Origin of the sequence: Nocardioides aquiterrae (genome assembly GCF_039526625.1) — a bacterium.
In the GTDB taxonomy this organism is placed as follows: Bacteria; Actinomycetota; Actinomycetes; order Propionibacteriales; family Nocardioidaceae; genus Nocardioides; species Nocardioides aquiterrae.
Genome location: NZ_BAAAJE010000007.1, coordinates 18904 through 43497, shown reverse-complemented (window position 1 = coordinate 43497; position 24594 = coordinate 18904). Strand labels below are relative to the sequence as shown.

The window sequence follows — 24594 nt, the reverse complement described above, 5'->3', positions numbered from 1 at the left end:
ACCCGGGGTGACAGAATCCGGGTGTGCCGTGGCCGACCTGGGATCAAGCTGCGATCGCGGCCGCCCTCGCGATGCTGGCCTGGCTCGCCGTCAGGCTGCGCCCGAGCCGCCTCACACCGCACGTCGCGCCGGTCGCCCTCGAGTTCGCGCTGATCGCCTCGCTGTACTCGGTCTGGCGGCTCGCCCGGATGCTGCCCCTCGCGACCACCACCGGCGCGATGGCGCGCGGCCGCGACATCGCCGACATCGAGCACGCACTGCGCCTGCCCACCGAGCTCTCGCTCCAGCGGTACGTGCTGTCCCACGACTGGCTGGCGTCGGCGACCAGCTGGTACTACGCCACGCTGCACGTCCCGGCGCTGCTCGCCTTCCTGGTCTGGCTGTTCTTCCGCCACCGCGACCAGTACCCGCACTGGCGCAACGGCCTGGTCCTGCTGACCGCCGGCTGCCTGGTGATCCGGTTCGTCCGGGTCGCGCCGCCGCGGTTCTTCCCGGACCTCGGCTACGAGGACCTCGCGCAGCACTACGGCATCTCCGTGTACGGCGCGGACGTGCAGCGCGGCATCTCCGACCAGTTCGCCGCGATGCCCTCGATCCACGTGGGCTGGGCGGCGATCGTCTCGTTCGGGATCGTGGCGGCGAGCACCAGCGTGTGGCGCTGGCTGTACCTCTCGCACGTCGTGCTGACGACGCTCGTCGTCTCCGCGACGGCCAACCACTGGTGGCTCGACGGCGTGGTCGCCGTGCTCCTGCTGGCCGGCGGGCTGGCGGCCGACAGCGCCTGGCGGCGGTACCTCGCGAGCCGGGCGGTCAGCCGACCGCCCGGTCCCCGGTCCAGAACCGAGCCCGCAGTGCCTTCTTGTCCGGCTTCCCCAGTCCCGTGAGCGGGAGCGAGTCGGCCACGATCACCTGCTTGGGCGCCTGGACCGAGCCCTTGCGGTCCTTGACCATCTGCTGGATCTCCTCGGTCATCCGCGCCACGGACTCCTCGTCGCGCGGCGCGTCCTGACGGAGCACGACGATCGCGGTGACCGCCTCGCCGAACTTCTCGTGCGGGGTCCCGATCACGCCCACCTGGGCCACCGCCGGGTGCTCGGCGACCACGTCCTCGACCTCGCGCGGGAACACGTTGAAGCCGCCGGTCACGATCATGTCCTTGGTCCGGTCGACGATGTACCAGAAGCCGTCCTCGTCCTCGCGGGCCACGTCGCCGGTGTGCATCCAGCCGTCGCGGAACGTCTCGGCGGTCTCGTCCGGCAGGTTCCAGTAGCCACCGGCCAGCAGCGGCCCGGCCACGCAGATCTCCCCCGGCTCGCCGACCGGGACCGGCTTGCCGTCCTCGTCGAGCAGCGCCGTCCGGATGAACGCCGAGGGGCGGCCGCAGGACGCGAGCCGGCGCTCGTCGCCGCCGACGTGGTCCGCGCGGGCGAAGTACGTGATCGCCATCGGCGCCTCGGACTGCCCGTAGTACTGGGCGAAGATCGGCCCGAACCGGTCGATGGCCTCCTTCAGCCGCACCGGGTTGATCGCGGACGCCCCGTAGTAGACGGTCTCCAGCGACGACAGGTCGCGGGTGTGCGAGTCGGGGTGGTCCATCAGCGCGTAGAGCATCGAGGGCACCAGCATCGTCGCGGTGATCTGCTGCTCCTCGATGGTCCGCAGCACCTCGGCCGGGTCGAACTTCGCGAGCACGTAGAGGCAGCCGCCCTTGAGCACGGTCGGCACGAAGAACGCCGCGCCGGCGTGCGAGAGCGGGGTGCACATCAAGAACCGCGGCGACTCCGGCCACTCCCACTCGGCCATCTGGATCTGGGTCATGGTGTTCATCTGCCGCGACAGGCCGATGACGCCCTTGGGCTTGCCGGTGGTGCCGCCGGTGTAGGTGATCGAGACGATGTGGTCGGGGTCGAGGGTGACCGCCTCCAGCGGCTCGGGGTCGAATGACGCCGCCGCCGCGACCAGGTCCTGCCCGACGTGGCTGAGCTCCTCGGGCACTGGGCCGATGGTGAGGATCTTCTCCAGCTTCGGGCAGCGCTCGAGCAGCCCGAGCGCCCGCTCGACGAACATCGGCACCGGGTCGATGGTGAGCGAGGTGATCTCGGCGTCGTTGATGACGTACGCGTGGTCCTCGAGCGAGCCCAGCGGGTGCAGGGAGGAGCGCCGGTAGCCCTGCGTCTGTCCGGCGCCGAGGATGAACAGCACCTCGGGCCGGTTCAGCGCGAGCAGCGCCCCCGCCGTGCCCCGGCCGGCGCCCAGCGCCTCGAACGCCTGCACGTACTGGCTCATCCGGTCGGCCGCCTGGCCGCCGGTGATGGTCGTGTCGCCGAGGTGCATCACCGGCTTGTCGCGGTGCCGCTTCAGCGCGGCCACCATCAGGTGGCCGTTATGGGTCCCGAGCCGCATCTCGTCCGTCATGGGGGCGAGAGTAGAACGTGTTCCAGTTCTTCGCCAGCCCCTGTCGCCGCGGTGCGCGAGGATGGGCGGGTGCACCATGTCGCGAAGCTGCATGCCGTCGGGGATTTCCGGGTCGAGGAGACGGCGGGTCCAGGGGCGCCGCCCCAGGGCTGGTCGACGGTCGCGGTCACCTCGGTCGGGCTGTGCGGCTCCGACCTGCACTGGTACGCCGAGGGCGGCACCGGAGAGGTGTCGATCGTGGACCCCGTCGTGCCGGGCCACGAGTTCGCCGGCGTGGCGCTGGACGGGCCGTACGCCGGGCGCCGGGTCGCGGTCGACCCGGCGATCCCGTGCGGCCGCTGCGAGTGGTGCCGCCGCGGGCACGGCAACCTGTGCCCCGACATCCGGTTCGCCGGGCACGGCGGGCTCGACGGCGGCCTGCAGGAGCGCCTGCTGTGGCCCGACGAGCTGCTGGTCCCGCTCCCCGACGAGCTCAGCGACGACGCCGGCGCGCTGCTCGAGCCGCTCGGCGTCGCGATCCACGCGGTGCACCACGCGCACGTCCGGCTCGGCCAGGACGTGCTCGTCGTGGGCGCCGGGCCGATCGGTGTGCTGGCCGGCGCCGTCGCCCGGCGGGCCGGCGCGGCCCGGGTGTTCGTCAGCGAGCCGCTCGCCCACCGCCGGGAGACCGCGCTGCGCTTCGGCGCCCACGCGGCCTGGTCACCCGAGGCCGTCGAGGACGAGCTGATGGCGGCGACATCGGGCCGCGGCGTCGACGTGGTGGTCGAGATGGCGGGTGCCGACGACGCGATCGCGACGGCGGTGGCGTGCGCCCGGCCGGGCGCCCGGATCGCGCTGGGCGGCATCCCGTCCGAGCCGCTGTCGGCGTTCCCCGCGGCGCCGGCCCGCCGCAAGGGGCTGACCTTCGCGATGGTCCGGCGGATGCACGACACCTACCCGCGGGCGCTGCGGCTCGCGACGTCCGGCATCGACCTCGACGACCTGGTGAACGACCGGTTCCCGCTCCAGCGGACGGCGGCGGCGTTCGAGCACGCCGTCGGCCGCACCGGCGACAAGACCGTGGTCCAGGTGTCGGCCGGCTCGTAGTCCGCTGGGGACCTGGTCGGTGGAGCGCGCAGGTCGCCGGTTAGGTTCTCTCGGTGCCCGACACCCGCCCGCGCCGTACGTTCGCCGTGATCAGCCACCCCGACGCGGGCAAGTCGACCCTGACGGAGGCGCTGGCCCTGCACGCGCGCGCCATCCACGAGGCCGGGGCGGTGCACGGCAAGGGCGACCGTCGCGGCACCGTGTCCGACTGGATGGCCATGGAGAAGGCCCGCGGCATCTCGATCACCTCGGCCGCACTCCAGTTCGCCTACCGCGACCACGTGGTCAACCTGGTCGACACCCCCGGCCACAGCGACTTCTCCGAGGACACCTACCGGGTGCTCTCGGCCGTCGACGCCGCGGTCATGCTGGTCGACGCGGGCAAGGGCCTGGAGCCCCAGACCCTCAAGCTGTTCCGGGTCTGCGCCCTGCGCGGCATCCCGGTGATCACCGTGATCAACAAGTGGGACCGGCCGGGACTCTCGGCGCTGGAGCTCATGGACCTGATCCAGGAGAAGATCGGGCTCCGTCCGACGCCGCTGACCTGGCCGGTCGGCGAGGCGGGCGACTTCCGCGGGGTGCTGGACCGTCGTACGGGTGAGTTCGTGAAGTACACCCGCACCGCCGGCGGCGCGACGCGTGCCCCCGAGCGGCGGATGGGGCCCGGCGAGGTGGAGGAGCCGGACGCCGACGTGTGGGCCGCCGCCGTCGAGGAGCACGAGCTGCTCGAGCTCGACGGGGCCGACCACGTCCAGGAGTCCTTCCTGGCCGGGGCGACCACGCCGGTCATGTTCGCCTCGGCGCTGCAGAACTTCGGCGTGGCGCAGCTCCTCGACCTGCTGCTCGAGCTCGCCCCGGCGCCGGGCGCGACCGCGGGCGTCGACGGGACGGTCCGCCAGGTCACCGACGACTTCAGCGCGTTCGTCTTCAAGGTGCAGTCGGGGATGAACGCCGCCCACCGCGACCGCCTGGCCTACGCGCGCGTGGTGTCCGGATCCTTCGAGCGCGGCATGGTCGTCACCCACGCGGCCACCGGCCGGCCGTTCGCCACGAAGTTCGCCCAGACGGTCTTCGGACGCGAGACGACCTCGGTCGAGACTGCCGAGGCCGGCGACATCATCGGCCTGGTGAACGCGACCGCCCTGCGGGTGGGCGACACCGTGTACGTCGGCCCGCCCATCGAGTACCCGCCGGTGCCGACCTTCGCCCCCGAGCACTTCATGACGGCCAGCGCCGGCGACATCGGCCGCTACAAGCAGTTCCGGCGCGGGATCGAGCAGCTCGACCAGGAGGGCGTGGTGCAGGTGCTGCGCTCGGACCTGCGCGGCGACCAGAACCCGGTCCTCGCGGCGGTCGGGCCGATGCAGTTCGAGGTGGTCGAGGACCGGATGGTCAACGAGTTCAACACACCCATCCGCTTCTCGCGGCTCGACTACCAGGTGGCCCGCCGTACCGACGCCGCCGGCGCGGCCGCGCTCGCCGGGATCCGCGGGGTCGAGGTCCTGCAGCGCAGCGACGGCACCCACCTCGCCCTCTTCGTCGACGCGTGGCGGGCCAAGACGACCGAGCGCGACCACCCCGACGTCCTGCTCGAAGCCCTGCCGGCCGGCGGGAGCTGAACCGCTCCCGGCCGGCGGGACACGCCGCTACGCGAGCAGCTCGGCGACCGAGCGGACCTCCTCGGCGGACCGGCAGCTGAGCAGCAGCGTGGTCACCCCGGTCTCCTCCCACTGGGCGACGCGCTCCTTGACCTCGCCCGCGGTGCCGATGATGTGCATGTCGTCGACCAGCTCGTCGGGGATCAGCGCGGTGGCGCGGTCCTTCTCGCCCGCGAGGTAGAGCTTCTGCACCTCGGCGGCGAGGTCCTCGTAGCCCATCCGCACGAACACCTGGTTGTGGAAGTTCGCCTCCTTGGCGCCCATCCCGCCCATGTAGAGCGACACGAACGGCCGCATCGCGTCGAGGACCGCGGCCTTCTCCTCCGCGCTGTTCACGACCTGCAGGTGGCAGGTCGCCGCGATCTCGAAGTCGGCCCTGGTACGCCGGGCGCCGGGCCGGGCGAAGCCCTCGTCCAGCCACGGCTGGTACATGCCGGCCGACTTGGGCGTGTAGAAGATCGGGATCCAGCCGTCGGCGATCTCGGCGGTCTGCGCGACGTTCTTCGGGCCTTCCGCGCCGAGCCAGATCGGCACGTCCGCACGCAGCGGGTGGACGATCGGCTTGAGCGGCTTGCCGAGCCCGACCGAGTTCTCGCCATGGAAGGGCAACGGGTAGTGCGGGCCGTCGTTGGTCACCGGCGCCTCGCGCGCCAGCACCTTGCGGATGATCTCGACGACCTCGCGGGTCCGCGCCAGCGGCTTGCCGAAGGGCTGGCCGTACCAGCCCTCGACGACCTGCGGCCCGCTCACGCCCATGCCGAGGACGACCCGGCCGTTCGAGAGGTGGTCGAGGGTCAGCACGTGCATCGCGATCGAGGTCGGGGTGCGCCCGGACATCTGCACGATCGACGTACCGAGCCTGATCCGGGAGGTCTCGCGGCCCCACCAGGCCAGCGGCGTGAACGCGTCGCTCCCCCACGCCTCGGCGGTGAAGACCGCGTCGAAGCCGGCGTCCTCCGCCGCGGCGACCAGCTCGCCGACGCCCTGCGGGGGCTGGGCTCCCCAGTAGCCGAGCTGCAGTCCGAGCTTCATGTCTCTCTCCTCAACAGTCGCAAGCTTCACATGTCGGTCACTGAGCTTGTCGAAGTGTAGAACGTGTTCTACTTTCGGACCATGACACGAACACTGTCAGCACCGGTCACCGTAGCGTTCGACTACACCCGCTCGACGGGACCGGTCCTCGGGCGCTTCCTCACCGGGCTGCGGGACGCGACGCTGGTCGGCGGCCGCACCTCCGAGGGGCAGGTGGTGGTGCCGCCGCCGGAGTTCGACCCGGTGACGCACGCCGCCATCGAGGACTTCGTCGAGGTCGCCCCGACCGGCACGGTCACGTCGTGGACGTGGGTGCCGGAGCCGGTGAAGGGCCAACCGTTCGACCGCCCGTTCGCGTTCGCGCTGGTGACCCTGGACGGCGCGGACGCCCCGCTCCTGCACGCGCTCGACGTGTCCTCCCCCGACCAGGTGTCCACCGGGATGCGGGTCCAGGTGCGCTGGGCCGCGGAGCGGGTCGGCGCCATCACCGACATCGCGTGCTTTGAGCCCGTCGCCGGACTCGACGGAGTCGAGGACGGCGCTGGCGGGCCAGATCGAGCGCGACCGCAGCCGAGGGACGAGGCTGCGACGGAGCAGTCGAGATCCACCGACGTGACGGGAGTGGTCACCCCCGTCTCGCTCGACTACCAGTACGCGGCGAGCCCGGAGGAGAGTGCGTTCTACCGCGGGCTGAACGAGGGCCGGATCGTGGGCCAGCGCTGCCCGGCGTGCCAGAAGGTCTACGTGCCCCCGCGCAGCGCCTGCCCCGCTGACGGCACCCCGACGGCGGAGGAGGTCGAGGTCGCCCAGACCGGCACGATCACGACGTTCTGCATCGTCAACGTGCCGTTCCTGGGCCAGAAGATCACCCCGCCGTACGTCTCGGCGTACGTGCTGCTCGACGGCGCCGACATCGCCGTGCTCCACCTGATCCTCGGCGTGCCCGCCGACGAGGTCCGGATGGGCATGCGGGTCAAGGCGGTCTGGAAGCCGCGGGAGGAGTGGACGTACTCGCTGGAGAACATCGACCACTTCGAGCCGACCGGCGAGCCGGACGCCGACTACGAGTCCTACCGGCACCACCTCTGAGGGGCTGACACCATGAGAGACGTTGCGGTCGTCGGGTTCGCCCAGCGACAGATGGAGGAGTTCGACGGGTCGCCGACCTGCGTGGAGCTGCTGGTCCCGCTGTTCGCGGAGTGCTACGAGCAGACCGGGTGGAGTCGCCGGGACATCGGGTTCTGGTGCTCGGGCTCGTCGGACTACCTGGCCGGGCGGTCGTTCTCGTTCGTGTCCGCCGTCGACGCGATCGGCGTGATCCCGCCGGTGAACGAGTCGCACGTCGAGATGGACCTGGCGTGGGCGATGTACGAGGCCTGGCTGAAGATCCAGACCGGCGAGGTCGACACCGCCCTGGTGTACGCGTTCGGGAAGGCCTCGGCCGGCGTGCTGCGGCGAACCCTCGCGCTCCAGCTCGAGCCGTACACGATGACCCCGCTCTGGCCGGACACGGTGTCGCTCGCGGGCCTGCAGGCGCGCGCCGGGATCGACGCCGGGCTGTGGGACGAGCGGGCGATGGCCGAGGTGGCCAACCGCTCGCTCACCGACGCAGAGAAGAACGAGTACGCGATCCGCAAGGGTGGCTCGTCGGTCGAGGAGCTGCTGTCTCGGCCCCGGTACGCCGACCCCCTGCGCAAGCACGACTGCTCCCCCGTCACCGACGGGGCGGCGGCCATCGTGCTGGCCGCGGACGACCGCGCGCGGGAGGTGCGTGACCGGCCCGCCTGGATCGGCGCGATCTCGCACTACATCGACCCGATCAGCATGGGCACCCGCGACCTGACCCGGGCCCCGTCGGCGGCCCGCGCCGCGGCGGCGGTCGACCTCGACGGCGTCGAGCTGGCCGAGCTGCACGCGCCGTTCAGCCACCAGGAGCTCATCCTGCGGCGCGAGCTCGGCCTCGCGGACGACGTCCGGATCAACCCTTCGGGTGGCGCGCTCACCAGCAACCCGATGTTCTCCGCCGGCGGCATCCGGATCGGCGAGGCGGCGTCCCGGATCTGGTCCGGCGAGGTGACCAAGGCGGTCGCGCACGCGACCTCCGGCCCGGCCCTGCAGCAGAACCTCCTGTGCACCCTGGAAGGGAAGAACTGATGGCCAAGCAGCCCGCCGCGGTGGTCGGTGTCGGTCAGACCCACCATCGCGCCAAGCGCGAGGACGTCTCGATGGCGGGGTTGTGCCGCGAGGCGATCGACCGCGCGTTGCTCGACGCGAACATGTCGCTCGACGAGATCGACGCGATCGTCGTCGGCAAGGCACCCGACCTGTTCGAGGGCGTGATGATGCCCGAGCTGTTCCTGGCCGAGGCGCTCGGCGCCGCGGGCAAGCCGCTGCTGCGCGTGCACACCGCCGGCTCGGTCGGCGGCTCGACCGCGATCGTCGCCTCGTCGTTGGTGCAGGCCGGGGTGCACCGCAAGGTGCTGACCGTCGCCTACGAGAAGCAGTCGGAGTCGAACGCGATGTGGGCGCTGTCGGTGCCGCTGCCGTTCAACATGCCGGTGCACGCCGGCGCCGGTGGCTACTTCGCCCCGCACGTGCGCTCGTACATCCGCCGCTCCGAGGCGCCCACGCACGTCGGCGCGATCGTCGCGGCCAAGGACCGGCAGAACGCGCTCAAGAACCCGTACGCCCACCTCAAGAACCCGGACACGACCGTCGAGTCGGTGCTGGCCTCGCAAATGCTCTGGGACCCGATCCGGTACGACGAGACCTGCCCGTCCTCGGACGGCGCGTGCGCGCTCGTCATCGTCTCCGAGGACGTCGCGGCGGCCTCGCCGAACCCGGCCTGGATCCACGGCACGGTGATGCGGTCGGAGGCGACCACGGCCGCCGAGCGCGACCAGGTCAACCCGCAGGCGTCGCGGGACGCGGCGGCCGCGCTGTGGAAGCAGGCGGGCATCACCGACCCGGTCGAGGAGATCGACGCGGCCGAGATCTACGTGCCGTTCTCGTGGTTCGAGCCGATGTGGCTCGAGTCGCTCGGCTTCGCCGAGGAGAACGGCGGCGGCTGGCGGCTCACGGAGTCCGGCGCGACCGCGATGGACGGCCGGCTCCCCGTGAACTGCTCGGGTGGCGTGCTGTCCTCGAACCCGATCGGCGCGTCCGGGATGCTCCGCTTCGGCGAGGCCGCCCTGCAGGTCCGCGGCGCCGCCGGCGAGCACCAGGTCGACGGCGCCCGGCGCGCGCTCGGGCACGCGTACGGCGGCGGCTCGCAGTTCTTCGCGATGTGGGTCGTGGGCTCGGAGAAGCCCTCGAACTAGCCGGGGTGCCTCTACTCTCGGTGCATGGCCGAGCTGATCCGGACCAACGACGTCGCGCTGATCGCGGTGGTCGAGGCGCTGCTCAACGGCGAGGAGATCCCCGTGCACGTCGCCGACCGGCACTCGAGTGTGATCGACGGGTCGCTGCGGTTCATCCAGATGCGCGTCCTGGTCCCCGACGACCGCGCCGACGAGGCCCGCGAACTGATCCGCGAGGCCGACCTCGGCGAGTGGCTGCGCGACTGATGCCGCTCCGGTGACCGCCGGCCGTTCGCCGTGGGCGAACGGTGCGCGCCGCCGGCGCCCTGCGGGCCTAGGGTCGGCACATGGGTGACGTCGTCGCATTCCCCTCCCGGCCAGCACCGCAGACCCCCGAGCCCGAGCCCCTCTGGCGCGAGGCCGTCGGGCACGAGCTGCGCGAGGAGCGGCGTACGGCGGGCCGCACGCTGGCCGACGTGGCCGGCGACGCCGGGGTCTCCACGCAGTACCTCTCCGAGGTCGAGCGGGGCCTGAAGGAGCCCAGCTCCGAGGTGCTCGGCGCCGTCGCCGGCGCGCTCGGCCTGCGGCTCGTCGACCTCACCACGCGGGTCAGCCGCCGGCTGACCGGCATCTCCGGCCCGGTCTGCCTCGCCGCCTAGCTGTACCCGGACCTGTCGTCCGAAACCTGTACTTGTCGGCGGAAACTTCGGCCGACAAGTACAGGTTTCCCCGGTCGACCGGGGAAACCGCCGCCCCCTCAGTACCCCGGGAACACCCGGCGCAGGTCGTCCAGGGTCACGTTGCCCTCCACGGTCGCGCCGCCGGCGTACGGGTCCTTGAGGCGCCCGTTGAGGAGACGGATGAACGCCTCCGGGGCGCCGCGGAACGTGGCCGTGGGCTCGTCGACGCCGCCGACGATCGTGGCGTCGTCGTCGATGACCAGCCCGGCGCCCGGAACGGCCACGGCCGCGCGCTCCGTCAGCTCGGCGGGCTTGGCCGAGAACCCGAGGATGAAGCTCAGCGGGCCGCGGAACAGCTCCACGAGGACGTCGGCGGAGTCGGCGTGGAGCTCGGCCGACGGGTCGAGCGCGACGCGCACGTCCCACGAGTGGTTCGCTACCTCGTTGAGCCTCATCCCGAGCGCGACGACCAGCGGAACCGGCTCCGGCAGGAACCCGAGGTCGACCGTGAGCGTCGCGCGCTGCTCGTCCGAGAGCGCCTCGACGGTCTCGATCCACCGGGTGTTGTGCTCCACGAAACCGGCTGCCTGGTCGAGCGGCGCGGAGTCGTCCCAGCGCGCCCAGACCTCCTGGTTGTCGACGGGCTCGACGTCCTCCCCCGCCGCCCGGCCGATCGGCGCCCGGCCGATCTCGGCGCCGCTCCCCAGGTGCGACAGCACCTGGGCGACGGTCCACTCGGAGGCCCCGCTCGGCGCGGCCAAGGACTCGGTGGGCAGGTTCGGGAGCAGCGTCACCAGCGTGTCGTGCTCGGTGCGGAGGGCGGCGATGGTCCGGTCCACGAGTTCGCTCATGTCCGGGGCAACCGGTCAGGGCGCGGGAATCTTCCGCGATCCCAGGATCCCGTCGGCGACGCCGTAGGCGACCGCCTCCTCGGCGGCGAGGATCAGGTCGCGGTCGGTGTCCTCGCGGACCTGCTCGACCGAGCGGCCGGTGTGCGACGACAGGATGCGCTCCATCTCCGCGCGCAACCGCACGATCTCCTTGGCGTGCAGGGCGAGGTCGGGCAGCGGTCCCTGGCCGCCGCCGGACGGCTGGTGCAGGACGACCCGGGCGTGCGGCAGGACCATCCGGCTGCCCGGCGTACCGCTCGCGAGCAGCACCGCCGCCGACGAGGCCGCCTGCCCCACGCAGGTGGTACCGATCGGTGAGCGGACGAACTGCATGGTGTCGTAGATCGCCAGCATCGCCGTCACCGAGCCGCCCGGCGAGTTCAGGTAGAGGTTGATCGGAGTCTCGGGGCTCTCGGACTCCAGGTGCAGCAGCTGGGCGATCACCACGTTCGCCACGCCGTCGTCGATCTCGGTGCCGACGTAGACGATGCGGTCGGTGAGCAGCCGGCTGTAGATGTCGACCGCCCGCTCGCCGCGCACGGTCTTCTCGACGACCGACGGGATCGTGTACTGGCTCATCGCGCCACCCCGAACGTCGCCGTCGGCCGGGCCGGCGTCACGTCGGCGACGTCGGTCAGCACCCGGTCCACGAAGCCGTACTCGCGTGCCTCCTCGGCCGTGAACCACCGGTCGCGCAGGGAGTCCCGCTCGACCTGCTCGAGCGGCTGACCGGTGTGCTCGGCGATCAGGCCGAGCATCACGTTCTTGGTGTGCTCGAGGTTCTCGGCCTGGATCTCGATGTCGATCGCGGTACCGCCGATGCCGGCGGAGCCCTGGTGCATGAGGATCCGGGAGTGCGGCAGCGCGTAGCGCTTGCCCGGCGTCCCGGCCGACAGCAGGAACTGGCCCATGCTGGCGGCGAGCCCCATGGCGAGCGTGCTGACGTCGTTGGGGATCAGCCGCATCGTGTCGTACATCGCGAGGCCGGCGCTGACCGAGCCGCCGGGCGAGTTGATGTAGAGGCTGATGTCGCGGTGCGGGTCCTCGGCCGAGAGCAGCAGCAGCTCGGCGCAGATCCTGTTGGCGATCGCGTCGTCGACCTCCTGGCCGAGGACGATGATCCGCTGGTGGAGCAGCCGGTCGGCCGCGGAGGGGCCGGGAGTCTGGGTCATGGCTCCAGCGTCGGCGGCGGCCACCCGCCGTTCCAGCGAATCCGCCCGAGGCGGATCTGCTGTCAGCTGATCGCGGGGCGGATGGACGCCGCGGCGAGCGCCGAGTCGAGCTGCTCCAGGGTGCTCACGCCGACGATCGGCTTCCAGCCCTTCGAGAGCATCCAGGCCAGCACGACCTGGGAGCGGGGTACGCCGAGCGCGGCGGCCTCCCGGGTCAGCTCGGCCAGGCGCGCGGTCGTGCCCGGGTGGTCGTAGGCCTCCGGGAAGGGCCGGTCCGCGCGGTCGTAGCTGCCCTGCACCAGCGGGCTGTAGACCCACAGCTCCAGGTCCGGGTGCTCGTCGAGGTAGTCGACGGTCTCGTCGGTGACGAACCCGAACCGGTGGTCCTTGCCGGGCACCGCCGCACCGGGCCGCGGCTCGACGTACGACGTCGTCAGCTGCAGCGCGGTCCACGGCTCGACGCCCAGCCGCGCCGCGATGGCCCGGGCCCGCTCGACCCGCCAGGTCGGGTGGTTCGACGCGCCCAGCCGGCGCACCAGCCCCGCGGACACCAGCGCGCCGAACGCCGCCACGGTCTCCTCCAGGTCGGTCGCGCGGTCCTCGCCGTGCGCCCAGTACAGGTCGATCGTCTCGATGCCCAGCCGCTCCAGGCTGCGCGCGGACTCCCGCTCGATGACCGCGGCGGACAGGCCCTCGACGCCGCCCTCGTCGCGCGGCTCGACCCCGACCTTGGTGGCGATCACGAGCTCGTCGCGCAGTCCGGGGTTCGCGGCGAGCCACCGGCCGAGCACCGCCTCGCTCTGGCCGCCGTGGCCGCTGGGCGAGGACCAGAAGGAGTAGCAGTTCGCGGTGTCGAGCATCCGGCCGCCGGCCTCCACGAACCGGTCGAGCATCGCGAACGACGTCGCCTCGTCGGTGCGGGTGCCGAAGTACATGGTGCCGAGTACGAGGTCCACCTCCCCACCCTAGATAGGGTCGTGCCGTGACCTCCACCCCACGAAATCGTGGGCTTCCCCCGCTACGCTCCTCCACCCACGATTCCGCAGGGACCCCGAATGATCGAGCTCCGCACCCCCGCCCAGATCGAGCAGATGCGCCCCGCCGGGCGCTTCGTCGCCGACGTCATCACCGCCCTGGCGGAGAAGGCGGACGTCGGGGTGAACCTGCTCGAGCTCGACGAGCTCGCGCACGCGATGATCCGCGAGCACGGTGCCGAGTCCTGCTACATCGACTACCACCCGTCGTTCGGCGCCTCGCCGTTCGGCAAGGTGCTGTGCACGTCGGTCAACGACGCGGTGCTGCACGGCCTCCCCCACGACTACGTGCTCCAGGACGGCGACCTGCTCAGCGTCGACTTCGCCGCGAACGTCGACGGCTGGGTCGCCGACTCCGCGCTCAGCGTCGTGGTCGGCACGCCGCGCCCGGAGGACCTCGAGCTGATCGAGGTCACCGGTCGCGCCCTGGAGGCCGGGATCGACCAGGCCCGACCGGGGCACCGGCTCGGTGACATCTCCGCGGCGATCGGCGAGGTCGCCCGGTCGGCCGGACTCGGAGTCAACCTCCAGTTCGGCGGGCACGGCGTCGGCCGCACCATGCACGGCGAGCCGCACGTCCCCAACGACGGGCGCCCGGGCCGGGGCTTCAAGCTCAAGCCCGGCCTGGTGATCGCCATCGAGCCGTGGTTCCTGCACACGACCGACGAGATCTACACCGACGCCGACGGCTGGACGCTGCGCAGCAAGGACGGGTCGCGCGGCGCCCACATGGAGCACACCGTGGCCGTCACCGAGGACGGCCCGCTGGTGCTCACCGCCCGCGGCTGACGCCTACGCGTACTTGACCTGGAGGTCCTTGATCCCGTTGACCCAGGAGTGGCGCAGCCGGGTCGGCTCCTCGAGCTTGGTGATGTCCGGCGCGTGGTCGGCCAGCGCGTCGAAGATCACCCGGATCTCCTGGCGGGCCAGGTTGGCGCCCAGGCAGTAGTGGGCGCCGTGCCCCCCGAAGCCCAGCTGCGGGTTCGGGTCGCGCAGGATGTTGAACGTGAACGGGTCCTCGAAGACGTCCTCGTCGAAGTTGGCGCTGGCGTAGAACAGCGCCGCCCGCTCGCCCTTCGTGAACTGCTGGCCGCCGACCTCGACGTCGTGCAGCGCGGTGCGCTGGAAGACGCTCACCGGGGTCGCCCAGCGGACGACCTCGTCGACCATGGTGGCCGGCCGGTCGCGCTTCCAGATCTCCCACTGCTCCGGGTTGTCGAGGAAGGCGTTCATGCCGTGCGAGATCGCGTTGCGGGTGGTCTCGTTGCCGGCCACGGCCAGCAGGATCACGAAGTACCCGAACTCGTCGTCGGTGAGGCCGCGCTCGCCCTTGTGGGCGTTGATCAGCTTGGTGATCAGGTCGTCGCGGGGGTTCGCCTGCCGGTCGGCGGCGAGCATCATCGCGTAGCCGAGGATCTCCGCCGCCGCGACGTCGTTGTTGCCCGCGAAGTCCGGGTCCTCCCCGGCGAGCATCTGGTTCGACCACTCGAACAGCTTGTGCCGGTCCTCCTGCGGCACGCCGATCAGGTCCGCGATCGCCTGGAGCGGCAGCTCGGCCGCGATCTCCTCGACGAAGTTGCCGGTGCCGCGAGCCGCGGCGTCCTGGACGATCTGCTTGGCCCGCACCACCATCGTGTCCTCGAGCTCGGCGATCGAGCGCGGCGTGAAGCCGCGGGAGATGATCGCGCGGGTCTGGGTGTGCTCCGGGGGGTCCTGGTTGATCAGGATGACGCGCTGGAGCTCGATCTGCTCGCGCATCATCTCGTTGGGGAACCGGATGATCGCGCCGTTCTCGTACGTCGACCAGTTCTTGCTGTCCTTGGAGATCGCCGAGACGTCCTCGTGCCGGGTGATCGCGTAGTAGCCCGCCTGACCCTCCGGGGCGAAGCCGGTGGTCCACGTCGGCTCCTGGTCGACCCACACGATCGGGGCGTGCTGGCGCGCGGCGCGGAACTCCTCGTGCGGGATCGCGCGGTGGTTCACGTCCGGGTCGGTGAAGTCGAATCCCTGGGGCAGGACGGTTGCGGTCACGGGAACTCCCTCGGCATCGGTGTGGAACACGTTCTAGTGACGGAGAATACATACCGAAGGTACGCAGGGGAAGGTTGTCCACGACAAGAACGTGTTCTAGTTTTCTCCCATGGGCACCCCGGTCATCGTCGACGCCGTCCGCACTCCCCTCGGCAGGCGCCGGGGCTGGCTCGCCGGTGTGCACCCCGGCGTCCTCGTCGGCCACGCGATGCGCGAGGTCCTCACGCGGTCGGGGGTCGACCCCGACCTCGTCGACCAGGTCGTGGCCGGCTGCGTCACCCAGGCCGGTGAGCAGTCCAACGGCATGGTGCGCCGCGCCTGGCTGCACGCCGGGCTGCCGCAGCACACCGGCGGCACCATGGTCGACGCCCAGTGCGGGTCCGGCCAGCAGGCCGCGCACCTGGTCAACGACATGATCGTCGCCGGGACCATCGACGTGGGCATCGCCGCCGGCGTCGAGGCGATGACCCGCATCCCGCTCGGCGCGAACGTCCCGCCGGGGACCGGCGACCCGCGCCCGGCGGACTGGACGATCGACATGCCCAACCAGTTCGAGGCGGCCGACCGGATCGCCCGCAACCGCGGCTTCACGCGCGCCGACCTCGAGGCGTTCGGGCTGGCCTCGCAGCAGAAGGCGCGCGTCGCCGTCGACGAGGGCCGCTTCAAGCGCGAGATCGCGGCGGTGGCGGCGCCCGTCCTGGGCGAGGACGGCGAGCCCACGGGCGAGACGCGTCTCGTCGACACCGACCAGGGCCTGCGCGACACCACCCTCGAGGGCCTGGCCGCACTGAAGCCGGTGCTCCCCGACGGCCTGCACACCGCCGGCACGTCGTCGCAGATCAGCGACGGCGCGTCCGCCGTACTCATCATGGACGAGGAGAAGGCGCGCGCCCTCGGGCTCACGCCGCGGGCCCGGATCGTGACGCACTGCCTGGTCGGCTCGGACCCGTACTACCACCTCGACGGCCCGATCGAGGCCACGCAGAAGGTGCTCGACCGCACCGGCATGGGCATCGGCGACGTCGACCTGTTCGAGGTCAACGAGGCGTTCGCGTCCGTCGTGCTCTCCTGGGCCGGCCAGCACGGCGTGGACATGGACAAGGTGAACGTCAACGGCGGCGCGATCGCGCTCGGCCACCCCGTCGGCTCGACCGGCACCCGGCTGATCACCACCGCGCTGCACGAGCTGGAGCGCCGGGACGCCTCGACCGCGCTGATCTCGATGTGCGCCGGCGGCGCGATGGCCACCGGCACGGTCCTCGAGCGCATCTGACACCCCGCCGAGTTGGGCCTCGTTCCCCGGGCTCGGGGACGTTCGCCCTACTCGAGGGCGATTTCGGCCCAACTCGAGGGCGATTTCAGCCCAACTCGACGTCAGGCGCCGTACACCGGCTCCGGGGACGGGGCGGCGGCGAGCAGGTCGCGGAGCGCGGGGCCGACCTCGGCGGCCTCCCAGCGCCGGCCGAGGTCGTGGGCGGGGCCGTGCCGCCAGCCCGTCTCGACCGTGATCGTGCCGCCGTCGACCTCGATCACCCGGCCGGTGACGTCACCGGCGTCGACGGAGGCGAGCCAGGCGACGACCGGCGAGTTGTCCTCCGGCAGCGCCATCGCGGAGGTGTCGAACGCGCCCTCGGTCATCCGGGTCCGCGCGACCGGCGCGATCGCGTTGACGGTCACGCCGTACCGGCCCAGCTCCTGTGCGGCGACCAGGGTGAGGCCCGCGATGCCCGCCTTCGCCGCCGAGTACGTCGCCTGGCCCACCGAGCCCTGGAGCCCGGCTCCGGACGACGTGTTGATCACCCGGGCCGCGCGCTGGCGGCCCTCCTTGGCCTCCGCGCGCCAGTAGGCGCCGGCGTGCCGCAGCGGCGCGAAGTGGCCCTTGAGATGCACGCGGACCACCGCGTCCCACTCCTCCTCGGAGGTGTTGACGAGCATCCGGTCGCGCACGAATCCGGCGTTGTTGACCAGGATGTCGAGCCCGCCGTACGTGTCGATCGCCTGCTGCACCATCGCGGCGGCCTGCTCGAAGTCGGCCACGTCCGCGGTGTTCACGACGGCCCGGCCGCCGGCGGCCTCGATCTCGGCGACGACGGCCTCGGCCGGGGTCTCCGCGGTGCCCTCGCCCGACAGCGAGACGCCGTAGTCGTTGACCACCACGGCCGCGCCGTGCCGGGCGAGCTCGAGCGCGTGCGCCCGCCCGATGCCGCGGCCGGCGCCGGTGACGATCGCGACCCGACCCTCGAGAAGCTTGCTCATCACAGTCCCTTCTGGACGACGTTCTTGACGGCGAGGAAGGCGGGCGGCTCTCCCCCGCCGTGGCAGGCGACCGTCGCGCCCGAGACGTACGACGCCAGGTCGCTCGCCAGGAACGCCACGACGTTCCCGACCTCCTCGGGCTCCGCCATCCGGCCGAGCGGGATGGTCCGCTCGATCGCGGCGACCGACGCGTCGTCGCCGTAGTGGTCGTCGGTCTGCTCGGTGCGGCAGAGGCCGACGTCGACGGCGTTCACCCGCACCTTCGGCGCCCACTCCATCGCGAGCGACGCGGTGAGCGAGTCCAGGCCCGCCTTGGCCGCGCCGTACGCCGCGATCGTCGGCGCCGGCCGGTGCGCGGCGACGGAGGAGATGTTCACGATCGCGCCGCCGGCGTCCTGGTCCTGCATGACCGCGTTGGCCGCCTGCGCGCAGAGCAGCGGCGCCAGCAGGTTGAGCCCCACGATCTTCTCGTGGAAGCGCGGGGACGCCGTGGCCGCGCCGGCCGCCGGCGCTCCCCCGGCGTTGTTCACCAGGACGTCGAGGCGGTCCAGCGAGCCCACCAGCGCCCGCACGGCCTCGGGGTCGCGGACGTCGCACACCCGGTGCGTCGTCCCGGGCAGCGGCTCGGCCTCCGAGCGCGAGCAGGTCACCACCGACGCGCCCGCCTCGAGGAGCGCGCGGGTGATGCCGAGCCCGATCCCTCGGGTCCCGCCGGTGACGAGCGCGACCCGGCCGGAGAGGTCCACCGCGAGTGCCATGCTGGTACCCTACCAAGCACTTGCTTGGTTAGGTCCGAGCCTCGTCGATCGCGCGTCAGCGCGGGCGGCGACCGCGAGGAGGTCGAGCAAGCCCCGCGGCCGAGGAACGAGGTCGCGACGGGCGGGTCGAGACCCATGAGGAGCCACATGACAATCACCAGCCAGCTGAGGCCGGACGGGATCCGGGTCGTCACCATGGCCGCGCCGCCGGTGAACGCGCTCACCGTCCAGGGGTGGTACGACGTCGCCGCCGCGCTCGACGAGGCGGGCCGCGACCGGGACACGAAGGTCGTCGTGCTGCGCGCCGAGGGCCGCGGCTTCAACGCCGGTGTCGACATCAAGGAGATGCAGCACACCAGCGGGTTCGAGGCCCTGATCGGCGCGAACCGCGGCTGCTACGCGGCCTTCAAGGCCGTCTACGAGTGCGCGGTCCCCGTCGTCGCGGCCGTCCACGGCTTCTGCCTCGGCGGCGGCGTCGGGCTGGTCGGCAACGCGGACTGCATCGTGGCGAGCGACGACGCGTACTTCGGCGTGCCCGAGGTCAACCAGGGCGCGCTCGGCGCCGCGACGCACATGGCTCGCCTCGTGCCGCAGCACCTGATGCGCACCCTCTACTTCACCGCACGCACCATCAAGGCGGCCGACCTCGTGCAGTTCGGCTCCGTGCTCGAGGTGGTCCCGCGCGACCAGCTGGACGACGCGGCGCTGAAGGTCGCCGGCGAGATCGCGGCCAAGGACACCCGGGTGATTCGCGCCGCGAAGGAGGCGCTCAACGGGATCGACCCCATCGACGTCAACAAGAGCTACCGGTTCGAGCAGGGGTTCACGTTCGAGCTCAACCTCGCCGGGGTGAGCGACGAGCTGCGCGATGACTTCGCGGGAACGGACAAGGCCACCAAGTGAGCAAGGGACCACGCGACAAGCGGATGACGATCGACGAGGTCGTCGGCGACCTGAAGGACGGGATGACGATCGGCATCGGCGGCTGGGGGCCGCGCCGCAAGCCGATGGCGCTGGTCCGCGCGATCCTGCGCTCGGACCTGAAGGACCTGACGATCGTCAGCTGGGGCGGCGCGGATGTCGGCCTCCTGGCCCGCGCGGGGAAGATCCGCAAGCTGGTCTTCGCGTTCGTCTCGCTCGACTCCGTGCCGCTGGAGCCGAACTTCCAGAAGGCTCGTCAGGAAGGCACGATCCCCGAGCTGGTCGAGCTCGACGAGGGCATGTTCCAGACCGGGCTCCGGGCCGCGGCCCAGCGGCTGCCGTTCCTCCCGATGCGCGCCGGGCTCGGCTCGGACGTCCTCGTGAACCAGCCCGGGATCAGGACCGTCACCAGCCCGTACGCCGGCCCCGACGACCAGCACGAGGAGCTGGTCGCCGTGCCGGCCCTGAACCTCGACGTGGCACTCGTCCACCTGAACCGCGCCGACCGGCACGGCAACGCGACGTACCTCGGGCCGGACCCGTACTTCGACGACCTGTTCGCGATGGCCGCCGACCGGTGCTACGTCAGCGTCGAGCAGGTGGTGGACACCGCCGGCCTCACGGTCGACACCCCGGTCCAGCGGCTGCTGCTCAGCCGGATGATGGTCACCGGCGTGGTCGAGACGCCCCACGGCGCGCACTTCACCACCTGCACGCCGGACTACGAGCGCGACGAGAGGTTCCAGCGGGCGTACGCCGCGGCCGCCTCCGGGACCGACGAGGAGTGGGCGGCGTTCCACGACCGGTTCCTGGCCGGCGACGAGGCCGCCTACCAGGCCGCCGTGGCGGCCTTCGGGGAGGAGCAGGCATGAGCGACGCCACGAGGGCGGACGTCTGCGCCGCCGCGATCGCGGACGCGTTCCGGGACGACGGCGAGATCTTCGCCAGCCCGATGGGAATGCTGCCCATGCTGGGTGTCCGGCTCGCGAAGCTGACGAGCAACCCGGACCTGGTGATCTCGGACGGGGAGTCGCTGTTCCTCGCCGGCGTCCCGCCGCTGAACGCGTTGGGGGACGTGGTCGAGGGCTGGATCCCCTTCCGCAGGGTCTTCGACGTGGTCGCCTACGGCAAGCGGCACGTGATGATGGGCGCGACCCAGGTCGACCGGCACGGTAACCAGAACATCTCGGCGATCGGCGACTGGAAGCAGCCGAAGCGCCAGCTGCTCGGGAGCCGTGGCGCGCCCGGCAACACGGTCAACAACCGCACGTCGTACTGGGTGCCGAAGCACTCCCCCCGGGTCTTCGTCGAGCGCGTCGACATCGTGTCCGGGGTCGGACCGAAGCGCGCGAAGGAGGCGGGGCCGGCGGCCGCGCGCTACCACGACATCCACCGGATCGTCAGCAACCTCGCGGTCTTCGACGTCAACGGGCCCGACGACACCCTGCGGCTGCTGAGCGTGCACCCGGGCGTGACCGCCGACGAGGTGCGGGAGGCGACCGGCTTCGAGCTCGACGTCCCGGCCGACGTCCCCACGACCCGCGAGCCGACCACGGAGGAGCTGGTGCTCATCCGCGAGGTGCTGGACCCGAAGGGTCTTCGGTTCAAGGAGGTCCCGAGATGATTGAGCAGCTGATCCGCACGCCGTTCACCGACCTGGTCGGCGTCCGCCACCCCGTCGTGCAGACCGGCATGGGCTGGGTGTCGGGCCCGCGCCTGGTCAGCGGCACCGCCGCCGCCGGCGGCCTCGGCATCCTGGCCAGCGCCACCATGACGTTCGAGGAGCTCGAGAAGGCGATCGTCGAGGTGAAGAACCGCACCGACCAGCCGTTCGGCGTCAACCTCCGCGCGGACGCCGCGGACGCACCCGCGCGGTGCGAGCTGCTGATCGAGCACGGCGTGAAGGTCGCGTCGTTCGCGCTCGCCCCGAAGCCGGAGCTGATCGCGCGGCTCAAGGAGCACGACATCGTGGTGATGCCGTCGATCGGCGCGGCCAAGCACGCGGTCAAGGTCGCCTCCTGGGGCGCCGACGCGGTGATGGTGCAAGGCGGCGAGGGCGGCGGCCACACCGGGCCGGTCCCCACCACGCTCCTGCTGCCGACGGTGCTCGACGCCCTCCGGGACGCCGGGAGCGACATCCCGGTCATCGCGGCGGGTGGCTTCTTCGACGGCCGCGGCCTCGCGGCCGCGCTGTCGTACGGCGCCGCGGGGATCGGCATGGGCACCCGGTTCCTGCTCACCACGGACTCGGCGGTGCCCGACGCGGTCAAGCGGCTGTACCTCGAGCGCGGCCTCACCGACACCGTCGTGACTGCCAAGGTGGACGGCATGCCGCACCGGATGCTCCGCACCGAGCTGGTCGAGGAGCTCGAGGGCACCAGCGCGCTGCGCCGGATGGGCCCGACGATGCGGCGCACGCTGGAGTTCAAGAGGGACTCCGGCATGTCCTGGGCGGCGCTGCTCAAGGACGGCCGGGCGATGCGGAAGGCGCAGGGCCGGAGCCTGGGCCAGATGGCGCTCGCCGCGAACACCCCCACGATGCTCAAGGCGGGGCTGGTCGAGGGCGACACGTCTGCCGGCGTGCTGGCCAGCGGCCAGGTGGTGGGCGTGATCGACGACCTGCCGACCTGTGAGGAGCTCGTCGACCGCGTCGTCACCCGCGCCGCCGGCGAGCTGCGGCGGGCGGCGTCCTACGTGCTGACCGGGGACGCGCCGGGCACGTAGCCGCGCGGCGGCGCCCACTCCCCCGTGGGCCGGAGCCGCTCGTAGATCTCCAGCTCGGGCCGGAAGAACTCGTCGAGCCGCGCCCGCATCGTGCGGCTCAGCTCGGGCTCAGTGCGGACCGACGACCGGTTGTCGACCTGCACGTCGAGGTCCCCGCCGACCTTCTCGCCGATCCAGCGCTTCCACACCTCGGGCTGCTCGAGCGCGAACAGCCGGTCCACGCCGATGTCGAGGCGGTCGCTGAGCGAGACGAACTTCGCCGGCCGGCCGCGCAGCGTCCCGGGGCGCGGGTCGTTGTCGACGTACCGCCCCACGAACTCCTCGAACGAGATCTCGCCGGTGTACTTGGACGGGTCCTCGCGCGCCAGCGCCGGCCGCTGGCGGTAGCGCCACCACGACTCGACCCACGCGACCGGCTCCCGGAACAGCGAGATCAGCTCGTAGTCGTCGCGCTGGTAGCCGCCGTTGTTGAGCACCGGCACGATCAGCGCGTGGAACGACCGGCAGTTCATGTGCTTGAGCCGCGGGTTGCTCCGCAGCACCAGCTCGGCCCGGCCCTGGAGGGCCTGCACCAGCGAGGTCGACGCGCACTTCGGCATGGACAGCAGCACGAAGCCGTGGGCCGGGAGCCCGATCATCAGCACCCCTGTCGCAGATCCGGCGGACCTGCGGCAGCCTAACGGTTGGGGGCTACAGCGGCCGCTGCCAGGCCAGCGCGCGCCCGATGATCTCGTAGCCGAGGGCCCGGTTGACGCCGATCATGTGGTCGTTGGACTCGGCGTTCCACGTGTCGATCGACTCGATCTGCGGCTGCTCCTCGGCCAGCCAGCGCAGCATCTCGGTCTTGAGGAGCACGCCGAGGCGGTGGCCCCGGTGCGCCCGCACGACCGAGGTGTCGTGCTGGTGGGCGACGTGCGGCCGCAGCCCCTCGACCGCGACCACGGTCTGGCCCGCCAGCTGGCCGGTCTCCCGGTGCCGGGCGTAGACGCGGAACAGGCGGTCGCCCTTGCCGAGCTGGGCCGTCTCGTACGCCGCCACCCGCTCCGGCGGGAACACCTCGTCCTCGATGTCGAGGTCGTCGGTCGGCGCGTCGTTGATCGCGGCCGTCATCTCGGCGAGGGCGGGCAGCTCGTCGGCCGGGGTCGCGCCGGTCCGGCGGACCAGCTCGTAGCCGGCGGCGTGGGCCAGCGCGTCCGCGTGCAGCCGGTCCACCTCGGCGCGGTCCACGTTGGCGAGGTGCTGCCGCCGGTTCACCTCGACGGCCTTGCACTCGAAGCCGTGCCGCGGCGCCCAGGTCCGCGGCGCGGGCGCGTCCCAGCTGTTGCCGCCGACCGACGTGCGGCCCTCGTCGCGGGCTCGCTCGAGGAGGTGGGCCAGCACGGCGTCCCCGTGGCCGCGGCGCCGGTGCTCGGGGTGGACGTCGATCCCCAGCCAGGCGAGGTGCTGGTTGTCGTACGACGAGGTCTCGTACCGCGCCGCCGCCACGTCGGCGCCGTCCGCGGAGACGAGGAACGCGACGGCGGGCTCGCCGTCCCAGCCGTGCCGCAGGTGCCCGGCGGTCTGGGTGGCGAGGATCGGGTGGCTCCACGGCTCGTCGACGGCGCGCACGGCCTCCTCGACGGCCGCGAACCTGCGTACGCCGTCCTCGTCGGACCAGGCGACCTCGGTGATCTCCATGCCACGAGGATGGTCCTCGAGCCCGCGCGCCGCACCTCGGTTTTCGCGCAGCGCCCCTAGATTGCGGGTCGTGAGCACGCTGGGACGCGCCGTCCTCCTCTGGATGATCCCCGTCAACCTGCTGCTGGTCGGGTGGGTCTGGGTGGGGCGGATCGTGTTCGGCGTGGGGGGCTGGTTCTTCCTGGTCTTCCTGTTCTCCGTGGTCCCGGTGGTGCTCGTCGCGCTCGTCCTCACGACGGTCCTCGCCTACACCCAACCCGGCCGCCCGCGGGCGCTCACGCGGTTCCAGGCGTGGGCCCAACTGCTCACCTGGCTGTCGCTCTTCCTGTTCGGCGCCTTCTGCCCCGACTTCGGCGACACCGAGGACAGCGAGGTCTCGCTGCTGACCCAGGTCTTCGGCCGGAGCCGCGGCCTGCTGGACCTCAGCTACACCATCACGATCGGCTGCGCGCTCGCGGCGATCGCCGCGTACGTCGTGCTGCTCTCGTCGCTGGTCTTCGCGCGGCGGCAGGCCCCGGTCCCCGCCTAGGTGTACCTGGGGGGCCGCTCACCGGCGCGGAAGGCCGCGCGGGACAATGAGGACGTGTCCGACCAGCAGTCCACCCAGAAGCCGAAGAAGCGACCCCGGCACCTGATGGACCCGAACAACCCGCGCCGCGAGGTGCGGAAGGCCGGCGACTCCGGACCGATGCACCTCGAGCCGGTGCAGAAGTGGGTGCTGTCCGCGCTGGCCTTCACCACGATCATCCACATGTCGATCGGCATCGTGATCGCCTCGCTCTACATCGACGAGGACCGCCCGAGCGCCCGGATCGGCCTCAACGTCATCGCCGCGGCCTTCGGCGTCATGTCGATCGCCGTCTTCCGCGCGATCCACCAGAAGAAGTTCGCCTCGCCGTGGCTGCTGCTCGGCGTGCTTCCCGGTGTGGTCGGCCTCGTCCTCGTGCTGCGCTGAGCTCTG

27 protein-coding genes are annotated in these 24594 nt (G+C 72.0%); 16 read left to right on the top strand and 11 right to left on the bottom strand.

All coding sequences use genetic code 11. From position 1 onward, the window contains the following. Nucleotides 1-23 precede the first annotated feature (23 nt). On the top strand, nt 24-884 hold the full coding sequence (locus ABD086_RS10315) for a phosphatase PAP2 family protein (protein ID WP_343907433.1): 861 nt from the start codon (nt 24-26) through the stop codon (nt 882-884). Here the strand turns inward: ABD086_RS10315 and fadD8 are convergent. Then, on the bottom strand, nt 811-2415 hold the full coding sequence (fadD8, locus tag ABD086_RS10310; protein WP_343907432.1) for a fatty-acid--CoA ligase FadD8: 1605 nt from the start codon (nt 2413-2415) through the stop codon (nt 811-813). The two genes, ABD086_RS10315 and fadD8, sit on opposite strands and share 74 nt — an antisense overlap. Before the next feature lie 69 nt (nt 2416-2484). Between fadD8 and ABD086_RS10305 the strand changes: the two genes are divergently transcribed. Both ABD086_RS10305 and ABD086_RS10300 read left to right on the top strand, forming a co-directional pair. Further along, nucleotides 2485-3501 carry a zinc-dependent alcohol dehydrogenase gene (locus ABD086_RS10305; protein ID WP_343907431.1) on the top strand — a complete coding sequence of 339 codons (1017 nt, stop codon included), beginning with the start codon at nt 2485-2487 and terminating at the stop codon, nt 3499-3501. Between the two features lie 53 nt (nt 3502-3554). Continuing rightward, complete coding sequence (locus ABD086_RS10300) at nt 3555-5120, top strand: peptide chain release factor 3 (RefSeq protein ID WP_343907430.1); 1566 nt, start codon at nt 3555-3557, stop codon at nt 5118-5120. 27 nt (nt 5121-5147) lie between these two features. Here ABD086_RS10300 and ABD086_RS10295 read toward each other — a convergent pair whose 3' ends face one another. After that, entirely contained in the window at nt 5148-6191 is a 1044-nt protein-coding gene (locus ABD086_RS10295; protein ID WP_343907429.1) for an LLM class F420-dependent oxidoreductase, read from the bottom strand. An 81-nt stretch (nt 6192-6272) separates the two neighbouring features. Between ABD086_RS10295 and ABD086_RS10290 the strand changes: the two genes are divergently transcribed. The 5 genes from ABD086_RS10290 (at nt 6273) to ABD086_RS10270 (ending at nt 10149) form a co-directional block, all read left to right on the top strand. Then, nucleotides 6273-7280 (top strand): Zn-ribbon domain-containing OB-fold protein, encoded by a 1008-nt coding sequence (locus ABD086_RS10290; protein ID WP_343907428.1) that lies wholly within the window; start codon nt 6273-6275, stop codon nt 7278-7280. A gap of 12 nt (nt 7281-7292) precedes the next feature. After that, entirely contained in the window at nt 7293-8345 is a 1053-nt protein-coding gene (locus ABD086_RS10285; RefSeq protein WP_343907427.1) for a thiolase domain-containing protein, read from the top strand. Beyond that, on the top strand, nt 8345-9511 hold the full coding sequence (locus tag ABD086_RS10280; protein ID WP_343907426.1) for a thiolase domain-containing protein: 1167 nt from the start codon (nt 8345-8347) through the stop codon (nt 9509-9511). Before ABD086_RS10285 ends, ABD086_RS10280 begins: the two co-directional genes overlap by 1 nt. 24 nt (nt 9512-9535) lie before the next feature. Continuing rightward, on the top strand, nt 9536-9757 hold the full coding sequence (locus ABD086_RS10275) for a putative signal transducing protein (RefSeq protein WP_343907425.1): 222 nt from the start codon (nt 9536-9538) through the stop codon (nt 9755-9757). Between the two features lie 80 nt (nt 9758-9837). Then, a complete protein-coding gene (locus tag ABD086_RS10270) occupies nt 9838-10149 on the top strand; it encodes a helix-turn-helix domain-containing protein (RefSeq protein WP_343907424.1) in 312 nt (103 codons plus the stop codon). A gap of 98 nt (nt 10150-10247) precedes the next feature. On the opposite strand, the gene ABD086_RS10265 is transcribed toward ABD086_RS10270, so the two are convergent. The 4 genes from ABD086_RS10265 to ABD086_RS10250 all read right to left on the bottom strand — a co-directional run bounded on the left by ABD086_RS10265 (nt 10248) and on the right by ABD086_RS10250 (nt 13188). Beyond that, nucleotides 10248-11021 carry a maleylpyruvate isomerase family mycothiol-dependent enzyme gene (locus tag ABD086_RS10265; RefSeq protein WP_343907423.1) on the bottom strand — a complete coding sequence of 258 codons (774 nt, stop codon included), beginning with the start codon at nt 11019-11021 and terminating at the stop codon, nt 10248-10250. A gap of 15 nt (nt 11022-11036) precedes the next feature. After that, nucleotides 11037-11639, bottom strand: a complete 603-nt coding sequence (locus ABD086_RS10260; RefSeq protein ID WP_343907422.1) for a ClpP family protease — start codon at nt 11637-11639, stop codon at nt 11037-11039. Then, nucleotides 11636-12232, bottom strand: coding sequence for a ClpP family protease (locus tag ABD086_RS10255; RefSeq protein ID WP_343907421.1), 597 nt, complete (start codon nt 12230-12232; stop codon nt 11636-11638). The genes ABD086_RS10260 and ABD086_RS10255 overlap by 4 nt, the downstream gene beginning before the upstream one ends. Before the next feature lie 62 nt (nt 12233-12294). Further along, the gene (locus ABD086_RS10250; RefSeq protein WP_343907420.1) at nt 12295-13188 is read right to left on the bottom strand and encodes an aldo/keto reductase; all 894 of its coding nucleotides are present in this window, start codon (nt 13186-13188) and stop codon (nt 12295-12297) included. A gap of 99 nt (nt 13189-13287) precedes the next feature. On the opposite strand from ABD086_RS10250, the gene map reads away from it, so the two are divergent. Continuing rightward, nucleotides 13288-14055, top strand: coding sequence for a type I methionyl aminopeptidase (gene map, locus ABD086_RS10245; protein ID WP_343907419.1), 768 nt, complete (start codon nt 13288-13290; stop codon nt 14053-14055). Between the two features lie 3 nt (nt 14056-14058). Here the strand turns inward: map and ABD086_RS10240 are convergent, their stop codons facing one another. Next, entirely contained in the window at nt 14059-15297 is a 1239-nt protein-coding gene (locus ABD086_RS10240) for a cytochrome P450 (protein WP_343907418.1), read from the bottom strand. Between the two features lie 109 nt (nt 15298-15406). On the opposite strand from ABD086_RS10240, the gene ABD086_RS10235 reads away from it, so the two are divergent. After that, nucleotides 15407-16570, top strand: a complete 1164-nt coding sequence (locus ABD086_RS10235) for a steroid 3-ketoacyl-CoA thiolase (protein WP_343907417.1) — start codon at nt 15407-15409, stop codon at nt 16568-16570. 101 nt (nt 16571-16671) lie between these two features. On the opposite strand, the gene ABD086_RS10230 is transcribed toward ABD086_RS10235, so the two are convergent. Then, nucleotides 16672-17553, bottom strand: a complete 882-nt coding sequence (locus ABD086_RS10230; protein ID WP_343907416.1) for an SDR family oxidoreductase — start codon at nt 17551-17553, stop codon at nt 16672-16674. Further along, nucleotides 17553-18311 carry an SDR family oxidoreductase gene (locus tag ABD086_RS10225; protein WP_343907415.1) on the bottom strand — a complete coding sequence of 253 codons (759 nt, stop codon included), beginning with the start codon at nt 18309-18311 and terminating at the stop codon, nt 17553-17555. The genes ABD086_RS10230 and ABD086_RS10225 overlap by 1 nt, the downstream gene beginning before the upstream one ends. 147 nt (nt 18312-18458) lie before the next feature. On the opposite strand from ABD086_RS10225, the gene ABD086_RS10220 reads away from it, so the two are divergent. From ABD086_RS10220 to ABD086_RS10205, 4 genes are read left to right on the top strand one after another with little or no spacing between them, the layout of a single operon-like run. Then, on the top strand, nt 18459-19214 hold the full coding sequence (locus tag ABD086_RS10220) for an enoyl-CoA hydratase family protein (RefSeq protein WP_343907414.1): 756 nt from the start codon (nt 18459-18461) through the stop codon (nt 19212-19214). Then, nucleotides 19211-20104 (top strand): CoA transferase subunit A, encoded by an 894-nt coding sequence (locus ABD086_RS10215; protein ID WP_343907413.1) that lies wholly within the window; start codon nt 19211-19213, stop codon nt 20102-20104. Before ABD086_RS10220 ends, ABD086_RS10215 begins: the two co-directional genes overlap by 4 nt. Next, on the top strand, nt 20101-20856 hold the full coding sequence (locus ABD086_RS10210) for a CoA-transferase subunit beta (RefSeq protein WP_343907412.1): 756 nt from the start codon (nt 20101-20103) through the stop codon (nt 20854-20856). Before ABD086_RS10215 ends, ABD086_RS10210 begins: the two co-directional genes overlap by 4 nt. Beyond that, the gene (locus ABD086_RS10205; RefSeq protein ID WP_343907411.1) at nt 20853-21956 is read left to right on the top strand and encodes an NAD(P)H-dependent flavin oxidoreductase; all 1104 of its coding nucleotides are present in this window, start codon (nt 20853-20855) and stop codon (nt 21954-21956) included. Before ABD086_RS10210 ends, ABD086_RS10205 begins: the two co-directional genes overlap by 4 nt. Here ABD086_RS10205 and ABD086_RS10200 read toward each other — a convergent pair. Next, on the bottom strand, nt 21923-22594 hold the full coding sequence (locus ABD086_RS10200; protein WP_343907410.1) for a sulfotransferase family protein: 672 nt from the start codon (nt 22592-22594) through the stop codon (nt 21923-21925). The two genes, ABD086_RS10205 and ABD086_RS10200, sit on opposite strands and share 34 nt — an antisense overlap. Nucleotides 22595-22646: 52 nt before the next feature. Next, nucleotides 22647-23633, bottom strand: coding sequence for a GNAT family N-acetyltransferase (locus ABD086_RS10195; RefSeq protein WP_343907409.1), 987 nt, complete (start codon nt 23631-23633; stop codon nt 22647-22649). Nucleotides 23634-23703: 70 nt separating this feature from the next. Between ABD086_RS10195 and ABD086_RS10190 the strand changes: the two genes are divergently transcribed. Both ABD086_RS10190 and ABD086_RS10185 read left to right on the top strand, forming a co-directional pair. Next, nucleotides 23704-24162 (top strand): hypothetical protein, encoded by a 459-nt coding sequence (locus tag ABD086_RS10190; protein WP_343907408.1) that lies wholly within the window; start codon nt 23704-23706, stop codon nt 24160-24162. A 54-nt stretch (nt 24163-24216) separates the two neighbouring features. Next, nucleotides 24217-24588 carry a hypothetical protein gene (locus ABD086_RS10185; RefSeq protein ID WP_343907407.1) on the top strand — a complete coding sequence of 124 codons (372 nt, stop codon included), beginning with the start codon at nt 24217-24219 and terminating at the stop codon, nt 24586-24588. The last annotated feature ends 6 nt before the right edge of the window (nt 24589-24594 follow it).

Excerpts from the sequence above, each read along its gene's own strand:
- fadD8 (WP_343907432.1), bottom strand. The coding sequence starts at position 2,415 with ATGACGGACGAGATGCGGCTCGGGACCCATAACGGCCACCTGATGGTG.
- ABD086_RS10295 (WP_343907429.1), bottom strand. The coding sequence starts at position 6,191 with ATGAAGCTCGGACTGCAGCTCGGCTACTGGGGAGCCCAGCCCCCGCAG.
- ABD086_RS10290 (WP_343907428.1), top strand. The coding sequence starts at position 6,273 with ATGACACGAACACTGTCAGCACCGGTCACCGTAGCGTTCGACTACACC.
- ABD086_RS10285 (WP_343907427.1), top strand. The coding sequence starts at position 7,293 with ATGAGAGACGTTGCGGTCGTCGGGTTCGCCCAGCGACAGATGGAGGAG.
- ABD086_RS10280 (WP_343907426.1), top strand. The coding sequence starts at position 8,345 with ATGGCCAAGCAGCCCGCCGCGGTGGTCGGTGTCGGTCAGACCCACCAT.
- ABD086_RS10275 (WP_343907425.1), top strand. The coding sequence starts at position 9,536 with ATGGCCGAGCTGATCCGGACCAACGACGTCGCGCTGATCGCGGTGGTC.
- ABD086_RS10270 (WP_343907424.1), top strand. The coding sequence starts at position 9,838 with ATGGGTGACGTCGTCGCATTCCCCTCCCGGCCAGCACCGCAGACCCCC.
- ABD086_RS10265 (WP_343907423.1), bottom strand. The coding sequence starts at position 11,021 with ATGAGCGAACTCGTGGACCGGACCATCGCCGCCCTCCGCACCGAGCAC.
- ABD086_RS10260 (WP_343907422.1), bottom strand. The coding sequence starts at position 11,639 with ATGAGCCAGTACACGATCCCGTCGGTCGTCGAGAAGACCGTGCGCGGC.
- ABD086_RS10255 (WP_343907421.1), bottom strand. The coding sequence starts at position 12,232 with ATGACCCAGACTCCCGGCCCCTCCGCGGCCGACCGGCTGCTCCACCAG.
- map (WP_343907419.1), top strand. The coding sequence starts at position 13,288 with ATGATCGAGCTCCGCACCCCCGCCCAGATCGAGCAGATGCGCCCCGCC.
- ABD086_RS10235 (WP_343907417.1), top strand. The coding sequence starts at position 15,407 with ATGGGCACCCCGGTCATCGTCGACGCCGTCCGCACTCCCCTCGGCAGG.
- ABD086_RS10230 (WP_343907416.1), bottom strand. The coding sequence starts at position 17,553 with ATGAGCAAGCTTCTCGAGGGTCGGGTCGCGATCGTCACCGGCGCCGGC.
- ABD086_RS10225 (WP_343907415.1), bottom strand. The coding sequence starts at position 18,311 with ATGGCACTCGCGGTGGACCTCTCCGGCCGGGTCGCGCTCGTCACCGGC.
- ABD086_RS10220 (WP_343907414.1), top strand. The coding sequence starts at position 18,459 with ATGACAATCACCAGCCAGCTGAGGCCGGACGGGATCCGGGTCGTCACC.
- ABD086_RS10210 (WP_343907412.1), top strand. The coding sequence starts at position 20,101 with ATGAGCGACGCCACGAGGGCGGACGTCTGCGCCGCCGCGATCGCGGAC.
- ABD086_RS10205 (WP_343907411.1), top strand. The coding sequence starts at position 20,853 with ATGATTGAGCAGCTGATCCGCACGCCGTTCACCGACCTGGTCGGCGTC.
- ABD086_RS10200 (WP_343907410.1), bottom strand. The coding sequence starts at position 22,594 with ATGATCGGGCTCCCGGCCCACGGCTTCGTGCTGCTGTCCATGCCGAAG.
- ABD086_RS10195 (WP_343907409.1), bottom strand. The coding sequence starts at position 23,633 with ATGGAGATCACCGAGGTCGCCTGGTCCGACGAGGACGGCGTACGCAGG.